Origin of the sequence: Nitrospira lenta (assembly GCF_900403705.1) — a bacterium.
Classification (GTDB): domain Bacteria; phylum Nitrospirota; class Nitrospiria; order Nitrospirales; family Nitrospiraceae; genus Nitrospira_D; species Nitrospira_D lenta.
The window spans coordinates 391,090-411,491 of the sequence record NZ_OUNR01000017.1 but is presented as its reverse complement, the minus strand read 5'-3'; the positions used below and the strand labels follow the sequence as shown (position 1 = coordinate 411,491).

The following is a 20,402-nucleotide window of genomic DNA, read 5'->3' as shown; positions in this document are numbered from 1 at the left end:
ACGGTGGCGGAGAATGCGACGAACGGGACGGTGGTGGGCACGGTGAGTGGGACGGACCCAGACAACGGCGATACGAAGACCTATAGCTTCACCGACAGTGCAGGGGGCCGCTTTGCCATCAGTACGAGCACGGGTGTCATCACCGTGGCCGATGGCAGCCTGCTCAACTACGAGAGTGCCACGAGCCACACGGTCATGGTCCGCGTCACCGACAGCGGCGGCCTCACCTACGACGAGGCGTTTACGATCAACTTGATCAACGTGAATGAAGCGCCGACGTCCGTCAGCCTGAGCGGTAGCACGGTCGTTGAGCGGGCGGCGACCGGGACGGTGGTGGGTACAGCCACGGCAAGCGATCCCGATGCAGGGGATACGCACACGTACCAATTGGTCAGCAACGCCGGCGGCCGCTTTGCGATCGACAGTACCACTGGGGTCATCACCGTGATGGACGGCACGTTGCTGGATGTTCAGGCTGCGGCAAGCCATACCATTACCATTCGGACGACGGATGGGGGCGGACTCACGCACGATCAAGTCCTCACGATCTCAGTGACCAGCGGCCCCCCGCTGCCGACCGCGCCCGTCCCCGGGCCTCTCCTTCCAGTCACGCCCGTGCCTCCCGGGCCGTCCATTCCGACGACCACGGGCGGCCCCGTGAATCCAGTGCCGACAGAGGGAGGGAGCCCGGCACCGGGTCCTACGTCGATGCCAATGGGGCTGCCTCCGGGTGTGGTCCGAGTTGTCACTCCGGCAGGGGTTCCGCACGTGATCCCGATGTCGGTATTTCCTGTGGGACCGGGTCATGTTCAGGACGGAGAGAAGCCGGTCGTTCTGGACGAGGAACGCGGCGTAGTGGCATGGACAGTCGTCGAGCCGGTACTGAATCTCTTGCATGAGGCGGCGGATCAGTTGCGGACGCAGGTGCAGTCGCCTGAGATTCCGCTCAAGCTCAGTGAGTTCATCGTCAAGGAGCTGGATGCCATGACGGAGTCTCTGGAGGAGGCGATGGAAGGGCAGCAGGATGAGGCTACGCTCGTGGCCGCGACGGCGGCGGGTGTCAGCATTATTCTCTCAACCGGTTACGTGGTGTGGGCGTTGCGGGGCGGGTGGCTCCTGGCGTCGCTTATGGCGACGATGCCGGTGTGGCGTTTTTTCGATCCGCTCCCCATTCTGGTGCGGGCCAAAGAGGATCGGGAGCGGGAGGGTGCGCGTGATGGCCGGCGCGGAGCGCCCCAAGAGGATGAGCGGATCGAGCATCTGTTCGGATCTTCTGATGAAGGGAGGGCTGCATGAGAGGTCGCTCTCCCCTTGTGTGGCTGTCCTTAGGGTTGGTGTCGGTGACGGTCAGTCTCGTGCTCCTGAGTAATGCCCTCTTTCATGTCGCGCCGGACGAAGCGCAGCAGATGTATCAGTATCGGAAGGCGTTGGCCGAATCGTTGGCCGGCCAGTTTTCGCGGTTGGCACAGGACGGCAATCTTGCGGCGATCACCGAAGCGATGCGAGTGCTGGCCGAGCGCGACGCGACGATTCAGTCCGTGGCGCTTCGGCAGGGGATGCGCGAGTTTGTGGCGCAGGTCGGCGATCATCGGCGCTATTGGCTCTTGCCGCCCGGCGACGGTTCGACGCTCGACCAAATTCGTGTGCCGATCCTGAAGGGGCCGGATCGGTGGGGCACGCTCGAGTTGGCCTTCCGGCCCGCCGTGGTCGGTGGGGTAGGCGGCTGGTTACGGAGCGCCTGGGTGCAGTTTCTCGGGGCGCTGGCTGGGCTGGGGTTTGTCGGATACTGGATTTTTATGCGGCGCACATTGCGCCAGCTGGATCCCTCGGCGGTCGTGCCGCAGCGTGTGCGGGCCGCCTTGGATGTGTTGACCGAAGGGATTGTGCTGATCGATCCGTCCGATGTGATTGTGCTGGCCAATCGTTCGTTTGCCGCGCGCGTGGGCCTTGATGCGCAGTCGCTCCTGGGCCGCGATCTCTGCGGCCTGGCGTGGATTGCGACGCGGCACGCGCCGTTGCCGGAACGGTTTCCCTGGACGGCCTCGATTGCCGATCGGCAGATTCGTGTGTCGGTGGCTTTGGGGTTCCGTGCGTCGGATCAGACCGAACGTTTGTTGCTCTGTAATTGTTCGCCGATTCGCGACGACCGGGGGATGGTCCGCGGCGCGCTGGCGTCGTTCAGCGATGTGACGGAGTTGGAGCAGGCCAACGAGCAGCTGTTAGAGGCGTTGAAAGATCTGAATGTGTCGAAGCAGGATGTCCTTCGGAAGAATGAAGAGTTGCACTGGCTGGCGACGCGCGACCCACTGACTGGCTGTTTCAACCGGCGGGCGTTTTTCGAACAGGTCGAAACGCTCGTCGCGCGTTCGGTGGAACGGCGCGCGACGCTCGGTGTGGTGATGGTGGACATCGATCATTTCAAATTGTTCAATGACCGGCATGGCCATGCCGTCGGCGATCAAGTCTTGACGGCGGTGGCGAAGACCATCCAGTCAGTGTTGCGTCAAGAGGATGTGCTGGGGCGGTATGGCGGGGAAGAGTTTTGCGTCGTCCTGAATGATGTGACGGCCGCGCTCCTCAATGAGATTGCCGAGCGGATTCGTCGGCGCATTGAGAATGAAAGCGGGGCATCGGTGCGATCGATCAAGGGGTTGAGCGTAACGGCCAGCCTGGGCGTCACGCTGTCCCTGGTGGAGAGCGCCCCGGATATTCAGACGCTTTTGGGAGAGGCCGATCAAGCGTTGTATGAGGCCAAGGGCAGTGGCCGCAACCGGGTGTGTGTGTTCCGTTCAAAGGATGTATCGTCTGCCGCCGCGTGAAGGGCTTTTTTCGACGAATTCCTTCCCGCCGTGTTCGTGTCCATGGGGACAAGCCGTTTCATTCCACACGCTCGCTATGATCGCTTCTTGAGCACACCTCGAGTATGCTGAGCTCATTGTGAGCGCATTTGGTGGAGAGGCGTGTTTGTGGCTGGACGTTGGATGAAATGGGTTGTGGGTGGAGCGCTTGGGTTGACGGGTGCCGCCTTGCTCGGACTGGTCGGGTACGGCGCGATACTGTCGGCCAGTCTGTCGCTCCCCAAGAGCGATGAGCATCCGCCCTTGCTGATCTTTGGCGCGCCGCACCTGTTGAAGCCCGGGGAAGCGGTGATCGAGACCGGAGTGTTCGACCGGCTGCATCGGCTGGGCTATCGCGCCGTCTCGAATGTGCAGGCGCCCGGCGACTATCTGGCGTCGCCGACTGTCATCGATCTGTATCTGCATGCGCAGGAAGAGAGCCACCAGCCGTCTCGCCGTGTGCAGGTGGAATTGAAGGATGGCGTGATCACGAATGTGCTGTCGGTGCGGGAGCGGGAGGCCCTGCCATTTGTGACCTTGGAGGCGCCCTTGCTGAGCGGGATGCGTGGCGGGTCGCGGCAGGTGCGTGAGTGGGTACCCTACGGCCAGATTCCTCCGTTGGTCATCAAGACGGTTTTGGCGGTGGAAGATCGGCGGTTCTTTTCCCACTATGGGGTCGATCCCGTTGCGATCGGCCGGGCGCTGTGGGCGAATGTGACGCGCGGCGGGGTGGTGCAGGGCGGGAGCACCATTACCCAGCAGCTCGCCAAGAATCTGTTTTATTCGCCGCAACGGACCATGGGACGCAAGCTGCGCGAGGTGGTGGCGGCGGTTGTCATGGAATGGAAGTATCGCAAGGAAGAGATCCTCGAGAGCTATCTCAATGAGATCTATCTTGGGCAAGCCGGCTCGGTGTCGATCTACGGGGTCGGCGAAGCGGCGCACCGCTATTTCGGGAAATCCCTGGATGCCCTCTCGGTTGAGGAGGTAGCGCTGATCGGCGGAATGATTAAAGGCCCGAACACCTACTCTCCGACAAAAAATCTGGAACATGCGACCCACCGCCGGAATGTGGTGCTCCGCCGATTGCGCGATGAGGGGGTGCTGACCGAAGGTGCGTGGAAGGAGGCGGTGAATAGGCCGGTACAAGTGTCGTTGCCGGAAGATGTTGTGGCGGATGCCCCGTATTTTGTCGACTATCTGCTGCGGCAGGTCGAAGCGGGAACCGGGATGGGCATTCCGGAAGGCGCCCGGATCTATTCGACGCTCGATCCGTATATGCAACAGCTGGCGACGGATTCGTTGCGCAAAGGGCTGGAGAAACTGGAACGGCAGTATCCGGCGTTGCGCGAGGGGGAGACGCCGCTGCAGGGCGCCGTGGTCGTGCTCGACACGCACACGGGTCATCTGCGCGCGATGGTCGGGGGGCGTGAGTATCGCACGAGTCAATTCAATCGGGCGTCGCAGGCGCACCGGCAGGCAGGGTCGCTGTTTAAGCCCTTTGTGTATCTCGCGGCGTTTGAGGCGGCTCGCGCTGAGGGAAGTACGGGGCTCACCCCGGCGACGATGTTGGCGGACGAGCCCGTGAGTTTCGAGTCCGGGACCAGCTCCTGGTCGCCGCAGAACTACGATCGCCAGTTTCATGGACAAGTCACGGTGCGGGCGGCGCTCGAACAGTCTCTGAATGTGCCGGCGGTCCGCACGGCGCATCGGCTGGGGATCGGATCGATCAACCGGCTTTTGCGGGGATTCGGCCTTCAGGGGGCGTTGCCCGACAATCTCTCGACCGCGCTCGGGAGCGCCTCAGTTTCGCTGCTCGAAATTACGGCGGCCTATGGCGGCTTGGCGAATGCCGGTGTGGTGGTGAAGCCCGTGGCCCTCACCAATCTGGTCCGTGATTCCGGAGAGACGGTCTGGAGCCCGATGGTGGACCGGCATCAGGCGGTGTCGGCGCAAGGCGCGTATCTGGCGACGTCTCTCTTGAAGGGCGTGCTGGATCGGGGAACCGGATCGAAAGCAAGAGCCTGGGGTCTGCGCGGTCCGGTTGCCGGGAAGACCGGTACGACGGACGGATATCGCGATGCCTGGTTCGTCGGCTACACCCCGGAATTAGTGATCGGTGTCTGGGTTGGATTCGACGACGAACGGGCGATTCGTTTGGCCGGGTCACAGGCCGCCTTGCCGATCTGGGTGGACGTGGCACGACGACTCATTCCTGCCGACTCTCCAGATTTTTCCATGCCCAGCGGGATCGTCTCGCGGACAATTGATCCGCGCACAGGCCAGTTGGCGACAGCGCAGTGCCCTGAGCGGGTGGCGGAGGTGTTTCTGGAAGGGACGGAACCGAGTGTGTATTGCGAGGTGCATGGCGGGGGACTATGGGAACGTGTGAAGCACACGCTCGGATTTTCATAGCGCTCATTGATGGCCTGTGGCGAGTGCGACTTTCCCGCGCCCTGTTTTGACAAACTGCTAGGCGACTTTCCACCCCTGCGGTATCCTGAGTGGCGGGTGTTCGCCAACAGGGAGCAGCTATGAAAAAGAGCGCGTATATGGACGACGGGAATATCACGTTGTTGGCCAAAGGGGTGGAGCTCAAGGGTGAGATTCGTGTCGAAGGCACGGTTCGCATTGATGGCCGCCTGGAAGGCGACATCTATACCAAGGGCCAAGTCATTGTCGGGGAAGATGGCGTGGTGAAGGGGACGATTACAGCCGGTGTGTTGATCAGCAGTGGGCGCATTAAAGCGACCATTACCGCCAGCGATCGGGTGCAATTGCTCAAGACCGGCATCATCATGGGTGAAGTGCATGCCCCGATCTTCTCGATGGAAGACGGCGCGAAGTTTCAGGGGGTCAGTGACATGGGCGTCACGACCTGGCCGGAAGATGTCCCGCGGTTACCGGGTGCGGTTCGGGATATGAACGGCAATCGCAATCGTCCGGTCGCGGTGTTGGGGAAAAAGCCGGATCTCTGACAAGCTGCTGAACAGGTCCGCCAGCGGCGTTCTCACAGCGCGTAGCGGCTCACCGTACGGGAATACTCTACGCGATCGTCCCCCACCCAGTGTGGCGGCCAGTGCGTTCGTGACAACCTCCAATAGATCTGCTATCACCGTCATGGCTACGCACCTGGTTCCAGACCACGTATGACTCGTTCACAACTTTTTACTGTCGTCTTCTTCGCCCTTCTGGCGTTGTTGCTCTATCAGATCGGGCTCATCTTACAACCGTTCCTATTTCCGGCCATCTGGGCGGCGTTGCTGGCGCATTGGGTATTTCCGCTGCATCGTCGATTGACGTCGCTGATGCGGGGACGCGACACCTTGTCCGCCGGTTGTTTGACCGTCGGCGTCCTGACCGTGGTGGTGGTGCCGGTGGTGCTGATGAGCGTGTCGTTCGTTCGGGAAGCGGTGGCGGTGGAGCAGACGATTCAGGAGTGGATTGCCGCCGGTGGTGTCCAAGAGTTGCCGGAGCGCTTGGCGACGGTGCCTGTAGTCGGCAACTGGTTGCGTTCGGTGGTAGCGGGCGGCGGCGGACAGCCTGTGTCGATAGAGGACTCCGTGGTCTCAGGCGCCAAATGGGTGAGCCAGTTCCTGGTCAGCCAGATAGGGGATTTCCTGAAAAACGCGGTCGTGCTGATCAGCAACTTTTTCATCATGCTGATGGTGCTGTTCTTTCTGTTCAAAGACGGCGAACGCTGGATGGAGTCGCTGTATGAGCTCATTCCCATGGAGGAGTCGCATAAACGGAAAATCCTCACGCGGCTCGATCAAACCGTCCGGGCCGTCGTGAAGGGCATGCTGGTGACTGCGCTGGTGCAAGGCGTGCTGGCCGGACTGGCGTATTTCGTATTGCGCGTGCCGTTTCCGATGGTCTTGACGGCATTGACTATTGTGCTGGCGCCGATTCCTTTTGGCGGGACGGCCTTGGTCTGGGGGCCGGTCGTGGTGTATTTGTTTGCCATCGGGTCCGTCGGCAAGGCGCTGGGCATGTTGGCCTGGGGGGTTGGCGTGGTCTCGATGATCGATCAGTTTCTCCGGCCGTGGCTCATCGGTCAGGAGATTCAGATTCCCGTCTTGCTGCTGGTGCTCTCTGTACTCGGCGGACTGGGATTGTACGGACTACTGGGATTGTTTGCCGGGCCGATTATCATCAGCCTCTTTATGACGGCGATCCAAATCTATCGGGAAGAGTATTTTGTTCCCGAAGCCGTTGCGGCGCCCCATTCACCCCCGTGATCCTGACCCTCCGCTGACCGATGCCGGTTCTTCCTTATCCTCACCGTTAGTCCAATGGAATGGTAATGGCGATCCCGCCCATAACGTCGTTCGCCTTGAAGTCTCGCTTCGGGCTCAGCGGGTGGCTGTTATGGCAGGACACGCAGGCTGCGGAGACGGCGCGATCCGGGTAGATGGCCTGGAAGAACTGTTTCTTTCCGCTCGATACCGTCCCGGTAATGGGGCGGTCCGGTTGCTTGGCCAACGCGACGAGGGCATTTCGCTCGAAATCCGTGGCCGGCGCATTCCGCTGGTAAATCGGGGAGAGGCCGATGAGGCGATAGCGGATGCCGCGTCCGCTTTCAGCGACGATCTTTCCCGAGTGTTGCAGGAATTGGGCGGGGAGCGGCAAGGCATTGTCCTGCTCCCAATGCTCGGTGGCGTTGACGATGTGCTTGTCCTGCATCCGGGTCACGACGAGCGTGGTGTAAATCGTCCGGTCGGCCTGCACGATGGCATGCACATAGTCGGCGACCTTTTCCGGCGAGATTCCCGGCAGGATCGGCGGTTCGTTGGCCAGCGGCGGAATGGGTGCGAGCAGGAGCCCCGCGGCTAGGAACGCGACGGCTGTGGTTCCGAGCATGGTGGCGACGCGGTGCATGGGCCCTCCTTGGGTGACTGGTTGTGGATCACCGGCAGTGTGATGAGGCAGGTCGTGCCCGCTCCCTCACGGCTCTCGATCCGCAACTCGCCGCCGAATTTCCTGATGATGCGTCGGGCCACGGTCAGTCCCAAGCCTGAACCTTCCCCTTGTCCCTTTGTCGTAAAAAACGGATCGAAGATTCGTGCAAGGTGTTGTGGGGCAATCCCAGGGCCGGTGTCCGTAATCCTGACGGTGGCCAGTTGGTCCGCCTGTGTCGTGACGATGGTCAATGCGCCGGCGCCTTTCATTGCCTGAACGGCATTCAGCAAGAGGTTCATCATCGCTTGCTGGAGTTGGTCGGGGATTGCCAGGACCATGGTCTCTCCGGCGAAGGTCTTGTGCAGGGCCACCCGGGTCAGATCCGTGGCGATCTGCATGGCGGCGAGCGCGCGCTCGATGGCGGTTTCCACGCACACCGGGATGCGCTGGGCTGCGGTGTCCCGAGCGGTGACGCCGGTGAAGTCGCGGATGATGGCAGCCATCCGGCGCCCTTGGGCGACGATATCGCGCGCGTGCGATCGGGCGCGCGCCAGATCGGTTTCATCCTGAATGGCTTCTCCAAGCCCCAGGATGCCGAACAGTGGATTGTTCAATTCATGTCCGATGCCGGCGGTGAGCACGCCGAGACTGCCGGACTTCTCGGCTTGAATGAGTTGGTCTTGCAGGCGGCTGTCATCAGTGACGTCGCGGAGCACGAGTCCGCCTTGCGGGTCTTCGCCCGGGCGGCTGGGCAAACGGAACCATTGGTAATGATAGGTCCGTGCCCCAATCTGAAGTTCCGGCCGGTCAAGAGTTCCCTCGTGGGTCTCGGATTGCGCCAGGGGGTCACGGGGGGTTTTGTTTCGAATCGGTGCGGCGGAGTCGCGCGTCTCGGAGGCCGTCCCTGAAAACTCTTGGCGCAGTTTGGTTTGGCCGGCGGCGTCGAGTGGAAGCACGGTGAAGAGTGAGAGCGGCGGCGTGGCTTCCGGCGCGAGGTGGAAGGTCTTACGGGCGGCTTGATTCACATAGTGGACGGATTCCCGGGCGTCGATCAAGACGATGGGCGTGGGGACTGCATCGAGAATCTGATCGGTGGATTGCCGGAGGTAATCTACTTCTTGCGTTTTTAAGGTGACTTGGTCGGTCAAGCCGGCAAAGGCGGCTTCCAGTTGTGCATTCATCCGAGTGAATTCATCGGCCAGATCTTCCAATTCATCGCCGGTGCGAATGTCGATGGCGGTTTGGAGATCCCCTCGCCCAATCGCCTGGGCGGCCTGTTGCAGGGCACGGACCGGCGTGACGATGCGGCTGGCGGCGACATACCCGAGCACGGCGAGGAGCACGACGGCGATGCCGCCAAAGATGGTCATCCAGATAAACAGGTGCTGGATCGGCGCAAACAGTTCATCGGACGATTGCCAGACAAAGGTATGCCATGAACCGCCGCTCAGCGAGCCGTTCGTCGCGCGGCTGGTCTCCGGCAGAGGCGCGAAGCCGATGATTGAGGTCGTCTTGCCCCCGTGTCCGTCGCTTGAGGCCTGGGTCCAGCCGGGCTGGAGCGGTGTGATGAGGGGAATCAGGCTTTGGTCCGATAGCGAGACGCCGGTTGGGAGGATCGGACAGCTCATGACGATGCCCCGGCTATCGATCAACATGACGTGCCCGGTTTTTCCAAATCGGATCACGTGGGTCGACGGAGAGAAAAATTCTTTGGCGTCGACCACACGATGGAGGATCCCGACCACTTCGTAACGGAGACTGTCCATAACGGGGATAGAAATGGTGAACGCATACGCGTTGATCTTTTCATCAAAGTGAACATCTTCAATGTAGAGTTTTCCTGCCCCTTGGTTGTAGGCGCCTTGCCACCACGCGGTGTGGTTGTGCCGAAATGCGGGGGTGGCGGTCATGGCCGCTACCAGCGTGCCCTGAACGTCGGTCAGGAACAGCATTTTGGTGGCGGACCGGACGACTTGGGGCAGCAGTTGGTCGGGGGCGCTGTGGATTCCAGTGTAGTATTCCTGCAGCAGTGTGGCGAGGGGGCCTCCGGTAATCTGTGCCACCAGCTCCGGATCATGCGCGGCCCAGCGGGCTTCCGCGTCGGAGTCGGCCGGTGAGGCGGCAGGCGGAGGCGGGACGTGCAGTCGATCCCGGCGGTGCTCGAGTTCTTGCACGATCGCAGGCTCACTGGCAATGCGCGATGTCCGGGTGACTTCGTCGGCAACGAGTAGGTCGAGTTTGCGGGCGGCCTCGGTTGCGAGGGCCTTAAAACTTTCGCCGTTGACGTCGCGGATTTCTTGCGACCCTTGCCAAAAGGCCATGCCCAATCCGATGACGAGCGGGACGATGCCGACGAAGAGCATCGAGAGGATGAGTTTGGCTTTCAGCCCCCACCGTATCTCTCTCGGTGTGTGGTGCGGGCGTGCCAGCCTTGGTGTTGTCATGGGATCACGCCTGTGCTGTTCGTGGCAAGGTGATGGTAAAGGTGCTGCCGATGCCGACGTCGCTGGTCACGGCAATCGCCCCGTGCATCTGGTGGATGACGTGCTTGATGTTATACAAGCCTAAGCCGGTGCCTTTCCCAGGTGGTTTGGTGGTGAAAAAGGGTTCGAAAATCGCGTTGAAGAGATCGGGCGGGATGCCGCAGCCGGTGTCGGAGACTTGCACGAGCACCGTATCCGGTTCGATGGCCGTGCGCAGTGTCAAGGTCCCGCCGCTGTCCATGGCTTGGATGGCGTTGGTGATGAGATTGACGAAGACGTGGAGCAGTTCGTCTGGATTGCCTGAGGCGGCGGCGTCGGGAGTATAGCGTTTTACGATGTCGATATCGTGAAGCCCTACGGCATACCGGGCAATCTTGAGAGCTTCGTCAAGCCTGGCGCTGAGAGGAACCAGGCTATGATTGTGAGAGGCGGAGCGTCGGGTGTAGGACGTCAAGTCCCGGCAGATAGCCGTCGTGCGTTTGACGGCGGTAATGATGTCAGCGGCTTGCTCGTGAATGGTTGCAAGGTCGGTCTCGTCTTCCAGATTTTCTGCGAGTCCGAGAATCAGCTGCAGTGGGTTATTGATGTCGTGGGCAATGCCTGCGGCGAAGGAGCCGATCCCCGCGAGTTTTTCGGCGTGAAGCAGTTCCGCCTGCAAGATCGATTCATGTTGAACGAGTTCCCAGAGCATGCGGGATGCTGAGCCACTGAGCACATCGGCTTCGGGCCGGGCGTGGTTGCGGAGGATCGCTCCTAATGCGGGGTCGCCGGTTACGTCGAGAATTAGCTGCACGCCGTGGCTTTGGATGAGCGCGGTGATGTGGGGCGCGACCGGCACGCGCAGTTCGCGGGCTCGTTGCAGGCCGGGTGCGTTGGGGTTGCAGTCGGTGATGCCGATGATTTCGATGGCCGGCATTTGGTGGAGCAGGTCGAGGAGGGCGACCCCTCCTCGTCCTGCTCCAAGAATCGCAATTTTGGTGGGCGTCACGTCTGTTGGGTGCGTGGTCGGCATAGGGGCGGCGGAATCCTTTTCTCGTGGGGCCGGGGAGGGCCGCTGCATGATCCTCCCCGGCTGATCCTGCTCAGATAATCGCGGCGCTGATGATTTCATAAGGGCGCGAGCTCACGCTGCTCCATCGCGCGGGCGACGGCGGCTTTGAGTTTTTCGCCTTCAACGGGCTTCACTAGATAGTCGACCACGCCCTGCCTGAGTAAGGACGTCGCCATGTCGGTATCGGGGAACCCGGTCAGGACAATCAGCGGCACACGGGGATAATTCTGCCGGAAATAGGCGATCGCTTCGATTCCGTTGACCTTCGGCATGCGGATATCGCAGATCATGATGTCAAGCAGCAGCCGGTTTTCTCCGCTGTTGATGGTCTCAATGGCCTTCTCGCCATTTTCGGCTTCCAGCACGTCATAGCCAGCTTTCTGCAAGGTCATTTTCACGACTTTGCGGATGTCCGGCTCATCGTCCACGACAAGGACTCGCCCGTTGCACGCATCTCCTCCGACAAAGAACCCTGATTTGAATTCAGCCATGGTAGCCTCCTTGATGGTGAGTGATGGGCGGTGTTGAGGATGTCTGGTTCATGGTCGTTCTCCTACTGTGCCAATGAGCAATCTCGATGCCTCGCAGGAGGTGATGAAAACCCGCTGCAAATGAATCGATTGCGGTTGGCCAATCTACGGGTTCGATGTGTGGTGGTGCCTATGCACCACCACGGTTGGTGCATAGGCACCAGGTGTAACGGAATGCAGTGGGGGGAGTCGCTCGTAGGGATCGCCAATAGGAGCAAGAAGTTGTGTCGTTCGCTAGGTGGGTGAGGGGCTGGCTAAGTGAATTGCGTTTCCAGTCCCCCCTCGGGTATTCTCATCCACTAGACGGAGGCAGGGCATGATCACACCGGAAGTGTTGACTGAGTACGTTCTGAAGAGTATGCCGGATGCGGCGGTGACGGTCACCGATCGCACCGGGACGATGGATCACTTGAAAGTGATCGTGGTGTCGGAGGCGTTTCGGGAGAAGAATCTGCTGGATCGGCACAGGCTCATCTATCAGGCACTGGATGTGCCATTGAAGGATGGGCGGATCCATGCGTTGGAATTGACGGCCCGCACTAAAGACGAAGCATAGGAGGATACGATGGCCGAACCGATAGAAGACGAAATCCAGAAGGAAGTCAAAGCGCATAAGATCCTGATCTACGGCAAGGGGACGAAGACCATGCCGATGTGCGGATTCACGCGCGAGACGATGCAGTTTTTCGAGAAGTACGGATACCCGTATGAACTGATCGATGTGCTCTCGCAGCCGACCAAGCGGGAGGCCCTCACTAAGATGACCAATTGGCCGACGCTGCCCAAGGTGTTCATCGACGGGACGTTCTATGGCGACACCGACATTCTCGATCCGATGGAAAAGAAGGGTGAGATGGAGCCGCTGCTGAAGAAAGCGTTCGGCAAGTAGGCGGTCGTCACTCGCGGGTTATAGATAACGGTAAAACGGAAGCCGGCGGGGTGCTCGTTGGAGTACCCGCCGGCTTTCTTGTTTGGTGCCGCGTTGAGAGAAGGGCGGTCTATCCTTTCGCTTCCGGCGGCGGCCAGTTCATTTCCGTATGACGCCCGCAGTAGAAGCAGGTGAGTCGGTAACGGCCTTTTCGCCTGGGATTCGGCATGGAGATGAAGGTGATGGGGGTGTCGTCGAACGGACAGGTTGGCTGATCATGCAGGAGGTGTACTTCGGCCATCATCGTGATCGAAGCCACGTCCCAAGCCGGTGAGTGCTCCTCCTTGCCCGTGATCTTTTCTACCATATGACAGCGTTCGCACGTCGCTTCATAGGCCTTGATGCGGGCATTATGCGGAGTGAGGTCGGCGACATCCATCGCTCCGCCACAACCGGGCTTGGAGCAGGTCAGATGCTCATGCTGGAGCGCTTGGACAAATCGATGATGGGCTTCGCGTTCTTGATCCGTTTTCATTTCTTCTAGTCTCCCTCTTCTCTCTCAGGGACTGTGCCCGTGGCGGTTTCCCTGCGCACATTGAGCGAGCACCGCCCTTAATCTAAGGTTTCGATTGTTCCGGGTGCGCGTTCAGTGAGCAAGGAAGCGCCACGGGTACAGTCCCATTTCCCTATATTCCCCATGCCCCGCTGATCTGAATGTTCGCGCCGTTCACGTAGCGCGCATCCTCACTCAATAAGTAGCGCACGGCGGCGACGGTGTCGTCGATAGTGCCGATATAGCCAGCGGGAATCCGTTTCGTCATGCCGGCCAGTTCTTCCGGCGGCGCGCTGCCGGAATCGATGAAGCCCGGCGAAATCGCATTTACGGTGATGCCGTGCGGCGCCAGCAACTTGGCGAGCGTCCTGGTCAGGATGAGCACGCCGGCTTTGGCAATGTAGTGTGCCGTGACATCCGGTTGCGAGATCATCTGTTCCGCATTGGCCATGCTGAAATTGATGATGCGGCCGGATTTTCGGGCTTTCATGCCCGGCGCGATGGCTTTGGCCAGATAGAAGATGGGGTGGAGATTGCCGTCGAACATTTCGTTCCATCCCTCGATCGTCTCTTCGAACAGATTCACGCGGTGGTAGGGCCCGGCGCCGTTGACGAGGACATCGATGCCGCCCCACGTGTGTTCAACCTGAGTCACGAGGTCTTTGGCCGCCGCGGGGTCTGCGACATCACAGCGAATGGCCAGCGCCTGCCCGCCGCGCTCGGTGATGGCCAGCGCAGTCTTCTGCGCCTCGGCTTCACTGGTGCGGTAGCAGATAGCGACTTTCCAATGCTGCGCAGCCAGGTCCAATGCGATCCCACGCCCGATGCCTTTCGCTCCGCCGGTGATGAGTGCGACACGTTCGTTCATGGTCGATGTCCGTGGTGAAAGTGGTGGTTATGTCTTTGCCCGTAAGCGCTTGGCCAGATGCTGGAGCGCACCGGCGGTGCGTGCTGAAAAGACCTGCTCAGTTTTCGGCTTCTTTGCGTCCGCAGCGCTAGCGTCCATCAATGCCTGGAGATCGTCGATGGTATCAACATCGCGCCAGGCAGGAAGCAACGCCACCTTCAAGCCGAGGCCGACAGCTTTCTCCTGTGTGGCCACGAGTACGCGATCGGTCGACCAGACAATGTCGGCGAAGAGTTCGGGCCGGGGTTGCGTGAGGCCGATCAAATAATATCCGCCGTCTAGTGCCGGTCCTAAGACGACGTCGTGGGCATCCAGCAGAGCCAGGGCCTGCTTATAATGATCGAGCGGCAGCGACGGGACATCGGCGCCGACGATGAAGACCCGTTGATAGCCCTTCCCGAAGAGGGTCGCGAACGCCTGCTGCATGCGCGCACCTAGATCGTCGCCGACTTGATCAATTAGCTTCACGCTCTGCCGCTCTTCCATGATCTGGAAGAAGACCAGTGTGGAGGATGGCGCGCAGGCCAGGTAACGATCAAAGGGTAACTTCAGCTTTGCCGTGGCGACTTTGGTGCGCTCAAGCATGTCGATGACAAAGCTGCCGTGCAGAGTGGCGGCTTCGTCAGGCGTCAACGGCGGGCACAGGCGGGTCTTCACTTGGCCCGGGACAGGCGCCTTCGCGAAGATCACCAGGGCGGCGGACGGTGGTTGTGTCGATGCAGACTGGGACGATTTGGGTGATGGTTTGTTCATACGCTTATCGGACTGCACGATACCATTGGTTGAGTCGAGTGGGGCTGACCCCCAGCCAATACAGGAAGCGCAGCGTCCACATCAAGAAAATTGTGCGCAGAGGCCCGTTTTTCTCCCAGCGCCGGAACGAGGTCGTGACGCGATCCGCGAGCGCGGCGGTTGGCCCCCGACGTTTCAAATGCCGGCTGAATGCAATATCTTCCATCAGCGGAATATTCGGGAAGCCGCCCATCTGTTCAAAGATCTGACGGCGGACGAACATGGCCTGGTCGCCGGTGGCGATGCCGGTGAGACGTGAGCGCCGGTTCATGAGCCAGCTGATGATCGTGCCCCATCGGGACGGACGATCGAAGCGGACATCGAACCGCCCGCCGACGATCTGAGGATTCTTCACTGCGGATTCAATCGCCGTTTTCGCATGCGGCGGAAGTTCCGTGTCGGCATGGAGAAACAGCAGGATGTCGCTGCGGCAGGCTTTCACGCCTTCATTCAGTTGCCGGGCTCGGCCGGTCGGTGCGGTGACTAACCGTACGACCGGCACTCTGGCACAGCAGGCTTGGACCATCTGGAGCGTAGGATCGGTGCTGCCGCCGTCACTGACGACAATTTCGTCGAATCCCAAGGCGACGGTGTGTGTCAGGGTGCGCGCAATCGTCGAGGATTCATTCAGGGTGGGGATGATGACGGCGATGGTCATCTGGGCAGCTTGTCGAGATGGTCCGGCGGCGGCGGACAGCGGTCGTACTACCGGTCCGGCGTTTTCGGTTCTCTGAACATGAAGTACATGACGACGACCACGGTCGTCCAGAAGACGACTTGTTTGTGCCAGAAGAGCACTTCGCCGTAGTGGAAGAAGCCCAAGCCGATCGCGATCGCGACGATCATGACGCTATAGCGCCAGGTGGGATTCTCGATCACGGCATTGGCCCACACGGCGATTCCGCCGAAGTAGATCAGCAAGGGGACGGCATTGATTTCAAATCCGCCGCTGATCGACAGAAAGACATTCAGAAAGCCGATAAAAATCAGCGCGGTGCCGGTCATCATGCCGGCGACGCTGAGTTGCTTGTCTTCGCTCGTCTCGCCGTCCACATGGCCCGGCGACGAAGCCGGAGCGGGATCTTTTTGCGGAAGGTCTGTAGGTGCCATGGTTACACTTTGAAATGTTTGCTGAGTGTGAGCGCTTGCCCTTGATACGACGATCCTAACGTGGTGCCGTAGAGCTGTGAGGGTACGTCGAGCATGCGGTCATATACAACCTTAAAAAATGTCTGCCCGTCGTGGATCAAAAATGGCACATCGTGGGGGCGGACTTCCAACACCACTTGCGTCCCTTTGATCTCTCCTTTTGCTCCATACCCGAAGCCCGGGTCGAAGAATCCGGCGTAGTGTGTGCGCAGCTCTCCGCAGGCTGCTTCGTACGCGACCATCTCAGCGGCGTATCCGGCCGGCACACGAATCCGTTCCTTGGAGGCGAGGATGTAAAACTCTTCGGGTTCCAGGAGCAGGCTGTCATGCCGGTGCCGATGGAGCGGTTCCCAGAAATCTGCGGCGCTATAGTGCCCGACCTTGGCCAGATCGATGACGTGGCTGTTCTTCTTGGCCCGATAGCCGATGATGCCCGAGTCCGTCCGGTCGTCGCCTTTCAGGTCGATGCGCAGGAAGAGCCCGCGCTCGGCGCGGAACTCGCGTTGTCCCAGTACTTTTCTGGTCGGGCTGTTGTGATAGAGCAGCGGGGATTTGCTGTGCAGCGTCTTCAGCGACGCATCGCTGACGGTGGCTTCGCCGCGGACGAACCGGATCTGATTCAGCGATTGGCCGGTGCGGACTTTGACCGCGAACGAACGAGGCACGACTTCGAGGAACAGGGGCCCGTGATAACCGGAACGGATTTCGTCGAAGCCCGCATTCAAATCCGTCACGACACGGGTAAAGACATCGAGCCGGCCGGTGGTGCTTTTGGGATTGGCCCGCGCGCGCAGATTTTTGGGGAGTTTCAGATGTTCCAGCAGCGGGACAAGATAGACGTGCCCTTTTTCCAGGATGGCTCCTTCCGTCAAATCCATCTCGTACATGACGAGATCCGATTGATAGAAGTCGAGCACGTCGAGCCGTGAGGAAATAGGGGAGAGTTCCGGCAGAAAACTGCTGATCAACCGGTAGGCTTTGCGCCCTAGGCGCAAGTCAAGACTGGCCGGTTGAATCTGCCGGTCTTCGATCGCGGGGGATGCCGTGAGGGCCCCGGTGACGATCAGCTGCTTGATGTCCTGATAGGGGAGGATGCCCTGGGTCGGTGTTTTGCTCACAGCTCGTCTGTATCTCCCCCGCAACTGTTGCCCAACGAAGAGAACCCGTCGCGGTCAGGGTAGCTATTTTCGCTGGCCTCGTAGTCGAAGCCGGCCCGTGCGCCGACCATCGGCAACTCGCGGCTGCTACCGGACTTCGGTTGCGGATAGCGGAACGTTTTACTCTCGTAATTCTGTAGCACGGCACCGTCTTCATCCAGGTGCACCAGGTAGTCGCTGGGGAGGAGCGGGATTTTCCCTCCGCCGCCGGGCGCGTCGATGACAAAGTGCGGAACGGCCATCCCACTGGTGTGACCTTGAAGGGCCTTGATGATGTTGAGGCCGGTCTCAACCGATGTGCGGAAATGGTTGGTGCCCTTGGTCAGATCCGCTTGATAGAGATAGTACGGCTTGACCCGGGCTAGGAGCAGTTGATGGACCAGGCGCTTCATCACCTCGGGGTCATCGTTGACCCCTTTCAACAGCACGGTCTGGGCTCCGAGCGGCACACCGGCATCCGCGAGCATGCCGCAGGCGGCTTTCACGGCCGGCGTGAGTTCGTCCGGGTGGTTGAAGTGCAGGTTCATATAAATCGGATGGTACTTTTTGACGAGTTCGCACAACTTCGGTGTAATCCGTTCCGGCAGCGTCCCGGGGACTCGCGATCCGATGCGAATCAGTTCCAGATGCGGGATGGACCGCAACGCTTTAAAAATGCGTTCCAAGAGATAGTCGGGCAGCAGCAACGGATCGCCGCCTGAAAGAATGACGTCCCGTACCTCGGTATGTTCGCGCAGGTAGGCGATAGCGCGATCCAGTTCGCCCTTCTTCAGAAAGCCCGGCTTCCCTACCAGCCGCTTTCTGGTGCAAAAGCGGCAATAGATCGGACATTGGTTGGTGACCATGAGGAGGACGCGGTCGGGGTACCGGTGGACAAGGTGGGGCACCGGACTCATCAGGTCTTCTTCGAGCGGATCGTCTTCCGCATCGATATCGTCCAGCTCCGCGATCTCCGGGACCACCTGTTTCCAGATGGCGTCGCCTTTTGCCTTCATCGTCCCGAGGACGGTCGGGGTGATCCGCATGGGATACGGACCGACGATGGCTTCTATTTCTTTCTCGTCGAGTCCGAACCGGTCAGCCAGATCTTTCGGCTTCACGATGCTCTCAGCGAGTATGCGTCTCCATTCCTCCACGGGCGTCAGGGCCTCCTGTTTGAGAGATGCAACCACTCGCGGCAGGGGTGGACACACCCTGTCGCCGATCGTGCGGGAAGGGAGGGATTCTGGATAGGTCTACGAGGATGTCTTGGCATAGTGCTGATCGAGGTAGGCCAAGATGTCGTGTGTCTCGGTCAGGACGGTGTCTCCGTCCGTGAGCACCGGCACATAATATTGGCCTGACACGTCATGGACCTGTTTCCGCATCGGGCGGATGTCGGGAACGATGATGCCGTTGTAGGGCACCCCGAGTTCCGCCAGCTTGTCGCGGACGACTTCGCAGTCAGGACACCAGTCGACATGATAGAGCGTTAACGCCATCGTGGCCTTAGGCTACCATGGAAAACGGTAAAAGTGGAATGAGGCATATGGGGAAAAGGACGTGGGGCTTGCGTTACGATTGCGACAGCGCGCAGGGAACCATGATGGCATCTTTCATCCCATGGATAATTTTCTTTTCCGCGGAACAGACGGTGGCCAGAATCCCGGCCAATTCAACCTTGCCGTCGGCCACGAAATAGTACGGTGACAGGCGTGCCCGTCCGTTCATCCGCACGAGCTGGTTGGCTGCCGGATCCCAATAGTCGAGTTCGTAGATGCGGCCCTTATGGAATTCCTGGAGGATGTAGGGCGTCGCCGAAAACGACGCGAGGGCCTGATCGATGGCCGCGGCCCATTCGGCTTGCGGAAGATCGTGCCCCACCGATACGCCGCGACTGCCCCAGGCCAGTTCTGAAAATCCCGACGGTTTGACCACGTAATGCCGTTCTTTTTGCGTGGCGGCGGCGAGATCGCGCCAATTGGTCACGGCGCGGTCGCCCATCCGCAATCCGGGAATTGTCGCGGACGGGGGAATCGGCGCCGGGTCAAGCAGCCAGGTGCGCGGCATGATGGTTGTGAGGTCCAGCAGGGTGGCCTCGCCGAGTTCTTTTTCCCAGAATGGGCGGAGCACCGGATGGTGCAGGAGCGCAAAGGCCGACTTTTCTTCCAACGCTGGTTTGTAAGGCGGGGTGACCGCCACGAATTCTTTTTTGGCGGCGTACTGAATCAACTCGGCTTTCGGGATGTTCAAGAGATCGAACAGTTCGTAAAACCGATAGAGCACGGCGATAGGCTCCTCACCGGTCTCCAGCCCAAGTCGCAAGCCCGCTTCCGTGAAGCGCACATCCCGCGGCTCGACACAGTAGGCGGGTACGCCCTGCTCACGGAGTCGGGCGGCCAGCCAGGTCATTTCGGGGCGGTACTCTTTCGCCTCTTCCGATGCGACGATGGCGATGCAGCCGGTTCGTTCTCGCTGGATCGCCTTCAACATCGTGGCAAATCCGCGGACCATGCCGTCGCGGCCGCCGACGAGCGGCAGAGGAATATCGTCGAGGCCGCTATAGATGGCGGACAGGCACGCGGTCAGGCCGATCCCGCCCGGGACCGAGTCCAGCTCGGTAATGACCATGCCGTCTTGGGTCGGAATCACATCTGGTCGGATGACTGCGGGCAGATCGTCCCGGAAGCGCTTCATGCGGCTATACGCAATCAAGGCGTCGGGTTTGCCCTGGTCGAGATACTGCGCGACCCATTTCGGCTGAGACCCCTTCACGCTTTCGAGATAAAGGCGGTTGTGGGCCCGGTAGAAAGCCAGGAGTTGGGGGCCCAGTTTGGTGAAGAATGCCGTCTGCTCCGGTGAGAGGAAAAGCGGGCAGGGGCTGATTCGCCAAGAGTTGGTCGCCTGCGGTGCGGCCGCCGAAGCAAACAGGCCGGCGGTTTCCAGCTGTGCGCGGATATCGGCACAACGGCGGACGGCGAGGTCCGGCGCCAGGGACGAACAGGGTGACGGTGCGTGTGCCAAAGGACGCTTCCTTCGTGGGGCGTTGTGCGAGTCTCAGAATGTCAAGGATGTGTGCGCGAATGCTACCATGTGGGGCAGGGACGGACAAGGGGTGTTTGGGCCGCGGCGGCCTATAGCTGGCGATAAAGCATGGACGCAGAACATTCGGAGAGGGCGAGGGACGGTGCGGA

General features: G+C 60.4%; 20 protein-coding genes. 7 read left to right on the top strand and 13 right to left on the bottom strand.

What is annotated here, in order from left to right; all coding sequences use genetic code 11:
• The 5 genes from NITLEN_RS13660 to NITLEN_RS13640 all read left to right on the top strand — a co-directional run.
• Window positions 1-1,296: cadherin repeat domain-containing protein (locus NITLEN_RS13660; protein ID WP_146216192.1), on the top strand; the 1,296-nt coding region annotated here is incomplete at its 5' end.
• Window positions 1,293-2,819, top strand: coding sequence for a sensor domain-containing diguanylate cyclase (locus NITLEN_RS13655; protein ID WP_121990160.1), 1,527 nt, complete (start codon window positions 1,293-1,295; stop codon window positions 2,817-2,819). The genes NITLEN_RS13660 and NITLEN_RS13655, both read left to right, overlap by 4 nt.
• Window positions 2,820-2,966: 147 nt before the next feature.
• On the top strand, window positions 2,967-5,252 hold the full coding sequence (locus tag NITLEN_RS13650; RefSeq protein ID WP_146216191.1) for a PBP1A family penicillin-binding protein: 2,286 nt from the start codon (window positions 2,967-2,969) through the stop codon (window positions 5,250-5,252).
• A 119-nt stretch (window positions 5,253-5,371) separates the two neighbouring features.
• Window positions 5,372-5,815 carry a bactofilin family protein gene (locus NITLEN_RS13645; RefSeq protein WP_121990158.1) on the top strand — a complete coding sequence of 148 codons (444 nt, stop codon included), beginning with the start codon at window positions 5,372-5,374 and terminating at the stop codon, window positions 5,813-5,815.
• Window positions 5,816-5,986: 171 nt separating this feature from the next.
• The gene (locus NITLEN_RS13640; RefSeq protein WP_121990157.1) at window positions 5,987-7,078 is read left to right on the top strand and encodes an AI-2E family transporter; all 1,092 of its coding nucleotides are present in this window, start codon (window positions 5,987-5,989) and stop codon (window positions 7,076-7,078) included.
• Window positions 7,079-7,124: 46 nt separating this feature from the next.
• Here NITLEN_RS13640 and NITLEN_RS13635 read toward each other — a convergent pair whose 3' ends face one another.
• From NITLEN_RS13635 to NITLEN_RS13620, 4 genes are all read right to left on the bottom strand, one after another.
• The gene (locus NITLEN_RS13635; RefSeq protein ID WP_121990156.1) at window positions 7,125-7,718 is read right to left on the bottom strand and encodes a Tll0287-like domain-containing protein; all 594 of its coding nucleotides are present in this window, start codon (window positions 7,716-7,718) and stop codon (window positions 7,125-7,127) included.
• On the bottom strand, window positions 7,670-10,183 hold the full coding sequence (locus tag NITLEN_RS13630; RefSeq protein ID WP_121990155.1) for an ATP-binding protein: 2,514 nt from the start codon (window positions 10,181-10,183) through the stop codon (window positions 7,670-7,672). The genes NITLEN_RS13635 and NITLEN_RS13630 overlap by 49 nt, the downstream gene beginning before the upstream one ends.
• Before the next feature lie 4 nt (window positions 10,184-10,187).
• On the bottom strand, window positions 10,188-11,234 hold the full coding sequence (locus NITLEN_RS13625; RefSeq protein WP_181416862.1) for a sensor histidine kinase: 1,047 nt from the start codon (window positions 11,232-11,234) through the stop codon (window positions 10,188-10,190).
• 95 nt (window positions 11,235-11,329) lie between these two features.
• Window positions 11,330-11,764, bottom strand: coding sequence for a response regulator (locus NITLEN_RS13620; RefSeq protein WP_121990153.1), 435 nt, complete (start codon window positions 11,762-11,764; stop codon window positions 11,330-11,332).
• 355 nt (window positions 11,765-12,119) lie between these two features.
• On the opposite strand from NITLEN_RS13620, the gene NITLEN_RS13615 reads away from it, so the two are divergent.
• Both NITLEN_RS13615 and NITLEN_RS13610 read left to right on the top strand, forming a co-directional pair.
• Window positions 12,120-12,359, top strand: a complete 240-nt coding sequence (locus NITLEN_RS13615; RefSeq protein ID WP_121990152.1) for a BolA/IbaG family iron-sulfur metabolism protein — start codon at window positions 12,120-12,122, stop codon at window positions 12,357-12,359.
• A 9-nt stretch (window positions 12,360-12,368) separates the two neighbouring features.
• On the top strand, window positions 12,369-12,692 hold the full coding sequence (locus NITLEN_RS13610) for a glutaredoxin family protein (RefSeq protein ID WP_121990151.1): 324 nt from the start codon (window positions 12,369-12,371) through the stop codon (window positions 12,690-12,692).
• Window positions 12,693-12,801: 109 nt separating this feature from the next.
• Here the strand turns inward: NITLEN_RS13610 and NITLEN_RS13605 are convergent, their stop codons facing one another.
• The 9 genes from NITLEN_RS13605 to NITLEN_RS13565 all read right to left on the bottom strand — a co-directional run bounded on the left by NITLEN_RS13605 (window position 12,802) and on the right by NITLEN_RS13565 (window position 20,232).
• Window positions 12,802-13,206 carry a hypothetical protein gene (locus NITLEN_RS13605; RefSeq protein WP_121990150.1) on the bottom strand — a complete coding sequence of 135 codons (405 nt, stop codon included), beginning with the start codon at window positions 13,204-13,206 and terminating at the stop codon, window positions 12,802-12,804.
• 151 nt (window positions 13,207-13,357) lie between these two features.
• Window positions 13,358-14,092: an SDR family NAD(P)-dependent oxidoreductase gene (locus tag NITLEN_RS13600; RefSeq protein ID WP_121990149.1), complete on the bottom strand. Its 735-nt coding sequence runs from the start codon at window positions 14,090-14,092 to the stop codon at window positions 13,358-13,360.
• A gap of 27 nt (window positions 14,093-14,119) precedes the next feature.
• Window positions 14,120-14,884, bottom strand: a complete 765-nt coding sequence (locus NITLEN_RS13595) for a TIGR04282 family arsenosugar biosynthesis glycosyltransferase (protein ID WP_121990148.1) — start codon at window positions 14,882-14,884, stop codon at window positions 14,120-14,122.
• Window positions 14,885-14,888: 4 nt separating this feature from the next.
• The gene (locus NITLEN_RS13590) at window positions 14,889-15,581 is read right to left on the bottom strand and encodes a TIGR04283 family arsenosugar biosynthesis glycosyltransferase (RefSeq protein ID WP_121990147.1); all 693 of its coding nucleotides are present in this window, start codon (window positions 15,579-15,581) and stop codon (window positions 14,889-14,891) included.
• Window positions 15,582-15,628: 47 nt separating this feature from the next.
• Window positions 15,629-16,033: a hypothetical protein gene (locus NITLEN_RS13585; protein WP_121990146.1), complete on the bottom strand. Its 405-nt coding sequence runs from the start codon at window positions 16,031-16,033 to the stop codon at window positions 15,629-15,631.
• Between the two features lie 2 nt (window positions 16,034-16,035).
• Entirely contained in the window at window positions 16,036-17,190 is a 1,155-nt protein-coding gene (locus NITLEN_RS13580) for a 2'-deoxycytidine 5'-triphosphate deaminase (protein ID WP_121990145.1), read from the bottom strand.
• Window positions 17,187-18,365 (bottom strand): KamA family radical SAM protein, encoded by a 1,179-nt coding sequence (locus tag NITLEN_RS13575; RefSeq protein ID WP_121990144.1) that lies wholly within the window; start codon window positions 18,363-18,365, stop codon window positions 17,187-17,189. Before NITLEN_RS13575 ends, NITLEN_RS13580 begins: the two co-directional genes overlap by 4 nt.
• Before the next feature lie 99 nt (window positions 18,366-18,464).
• Window positions 18,465-18,710, bottom strand: a complete 246-nt coding sequence (locus tag NITLEN_RS13570) for a glutathione S-transferase N-terminal domain-containing protein (protein WP_121990143.1) — start codon at window positions 18,708-18,710, stop codon at window positions 18,465-18,467.
• A 73-nt stretch (window positions 18,711-18,783) separates the two neighbouring features.
• A complete protein-coding gene (locus tag NITLEN_RS13565) occupies window positions 18,784-20,232 on the bottom strand; it encodes a hypothetical protein (RefSeq protein WP_219999451.1) in 1,449 nt (482 codons plus the stop codon).
• Window positions 20,233-20,402 lie beyond the last annotated feature (170 nt).

Bases quoted from the DNA above. Each gene is read 5' to 3' on its own strand.
- NITLEN_RS13645 (WP_121990158.1), top strand. From the start codon at position 5,372: ATGAAAAAGAGCGCGTATATGGACGACGGGAATATCACGTTGTTGGCC.
- NITLEN_RS13570 (WP_121990143.1), bottom strand. From the start codon at position 18,710: ATGGCGTTAACGCTCTATCATGTCGACTGGTGTCCTGACTGCGAAGTC.
- NITLEN_RS13610 (WP_121990151.1), top strand. From the start codon at position 12,369: ATGGCCGAACCGATAGAAGACGAAATCCAGAAGGAAGTCAAAGCGCAT.
- NITLEN_RS13615 (WP_121990152.1), top strand. From the start codon at position 12,120: ATGATCACACCGGAAGTGTTGACTGAGTACGTTCTGAAGAGTATGCCG.
- NITLEN_RS13600 (WP_121990149.1), bottom strand. From the start codon at position 14,092: ATGAACGAACGTGTCGCACTCATCACCGGCGGAGCGAAAGGCATCGGG.
- NITLEN_RS13620 (WP_121990153.1), bottom strand. From the start codon at position 11,764: ATGGCTGAATTCAAATCAGGGTTCTTTGTCGGAGGAGATGCGTGCAAC.
- NITLEN_RS13585 (WP_121990146.1), bottom strand. From the start codon at position 16,033: ATGGCACCTACAGACCTTCCGCAAAAAGATCCCGCTCCGGCTTCGTCG.
- NITLEN_RS13590 (WP_121990147.1), bottom strand. From the start codon at position 15,581: ATGACCATCGCCGTCATCATCCCCACCCTGAATGAATCCTCGACGATT.
- NITLEN_RS13625 (WP_181416862.1), bottom strand. From the start codon at position 11,234: ATGCCGACCACGCACCCAACAGACGTGACGCCCACCAAAATTGCGATT.
- NITLEN_RS13630 (WP_121990155.1), bottom strand. From the start codon at position 10,183: ATGACAACACCAAGGCTGGCACGCCCGCACCACACACCGAGAGAGATA.
- NITLEN_RS13595 (WP_121990148.1), bottom strand. From the start codon at position 14,884: ATGAACAAACCATCACCCAAATCGTCCCAGTCTGCATCGACACAACCA.
- NITLEN_RS13605 (WP_121990150.1), bottom strand. From the start codon at position 13,206: ATGAAAACGGATCAAGAACGCGAAGCCCATCATCGATTTGTCCAAGCG.
- NITLEN_RS13635 (WP_121990156.1), bottom strand. From the start codon at position 7,718: ATGCACCGCGTCGCCACCATGCTCGGAACCACAGCCGTCGCGTTCCTA.
- NITLEN_RS13640 (WP_121990157.1), top strand. From the start codon at position 5,987: ATGACTCGTTCACAACTTTTTACTGTCGTCTTCTTCGCCCTTCTGGCG.
- NITLEN_RS13655 (WP_121990160.1), top strand. From the start codon at position 1,293: ATGAGAGGTCGCTCTCCCCTTGTGTGGCTGTCCTTAGGGTTGGTGTCG.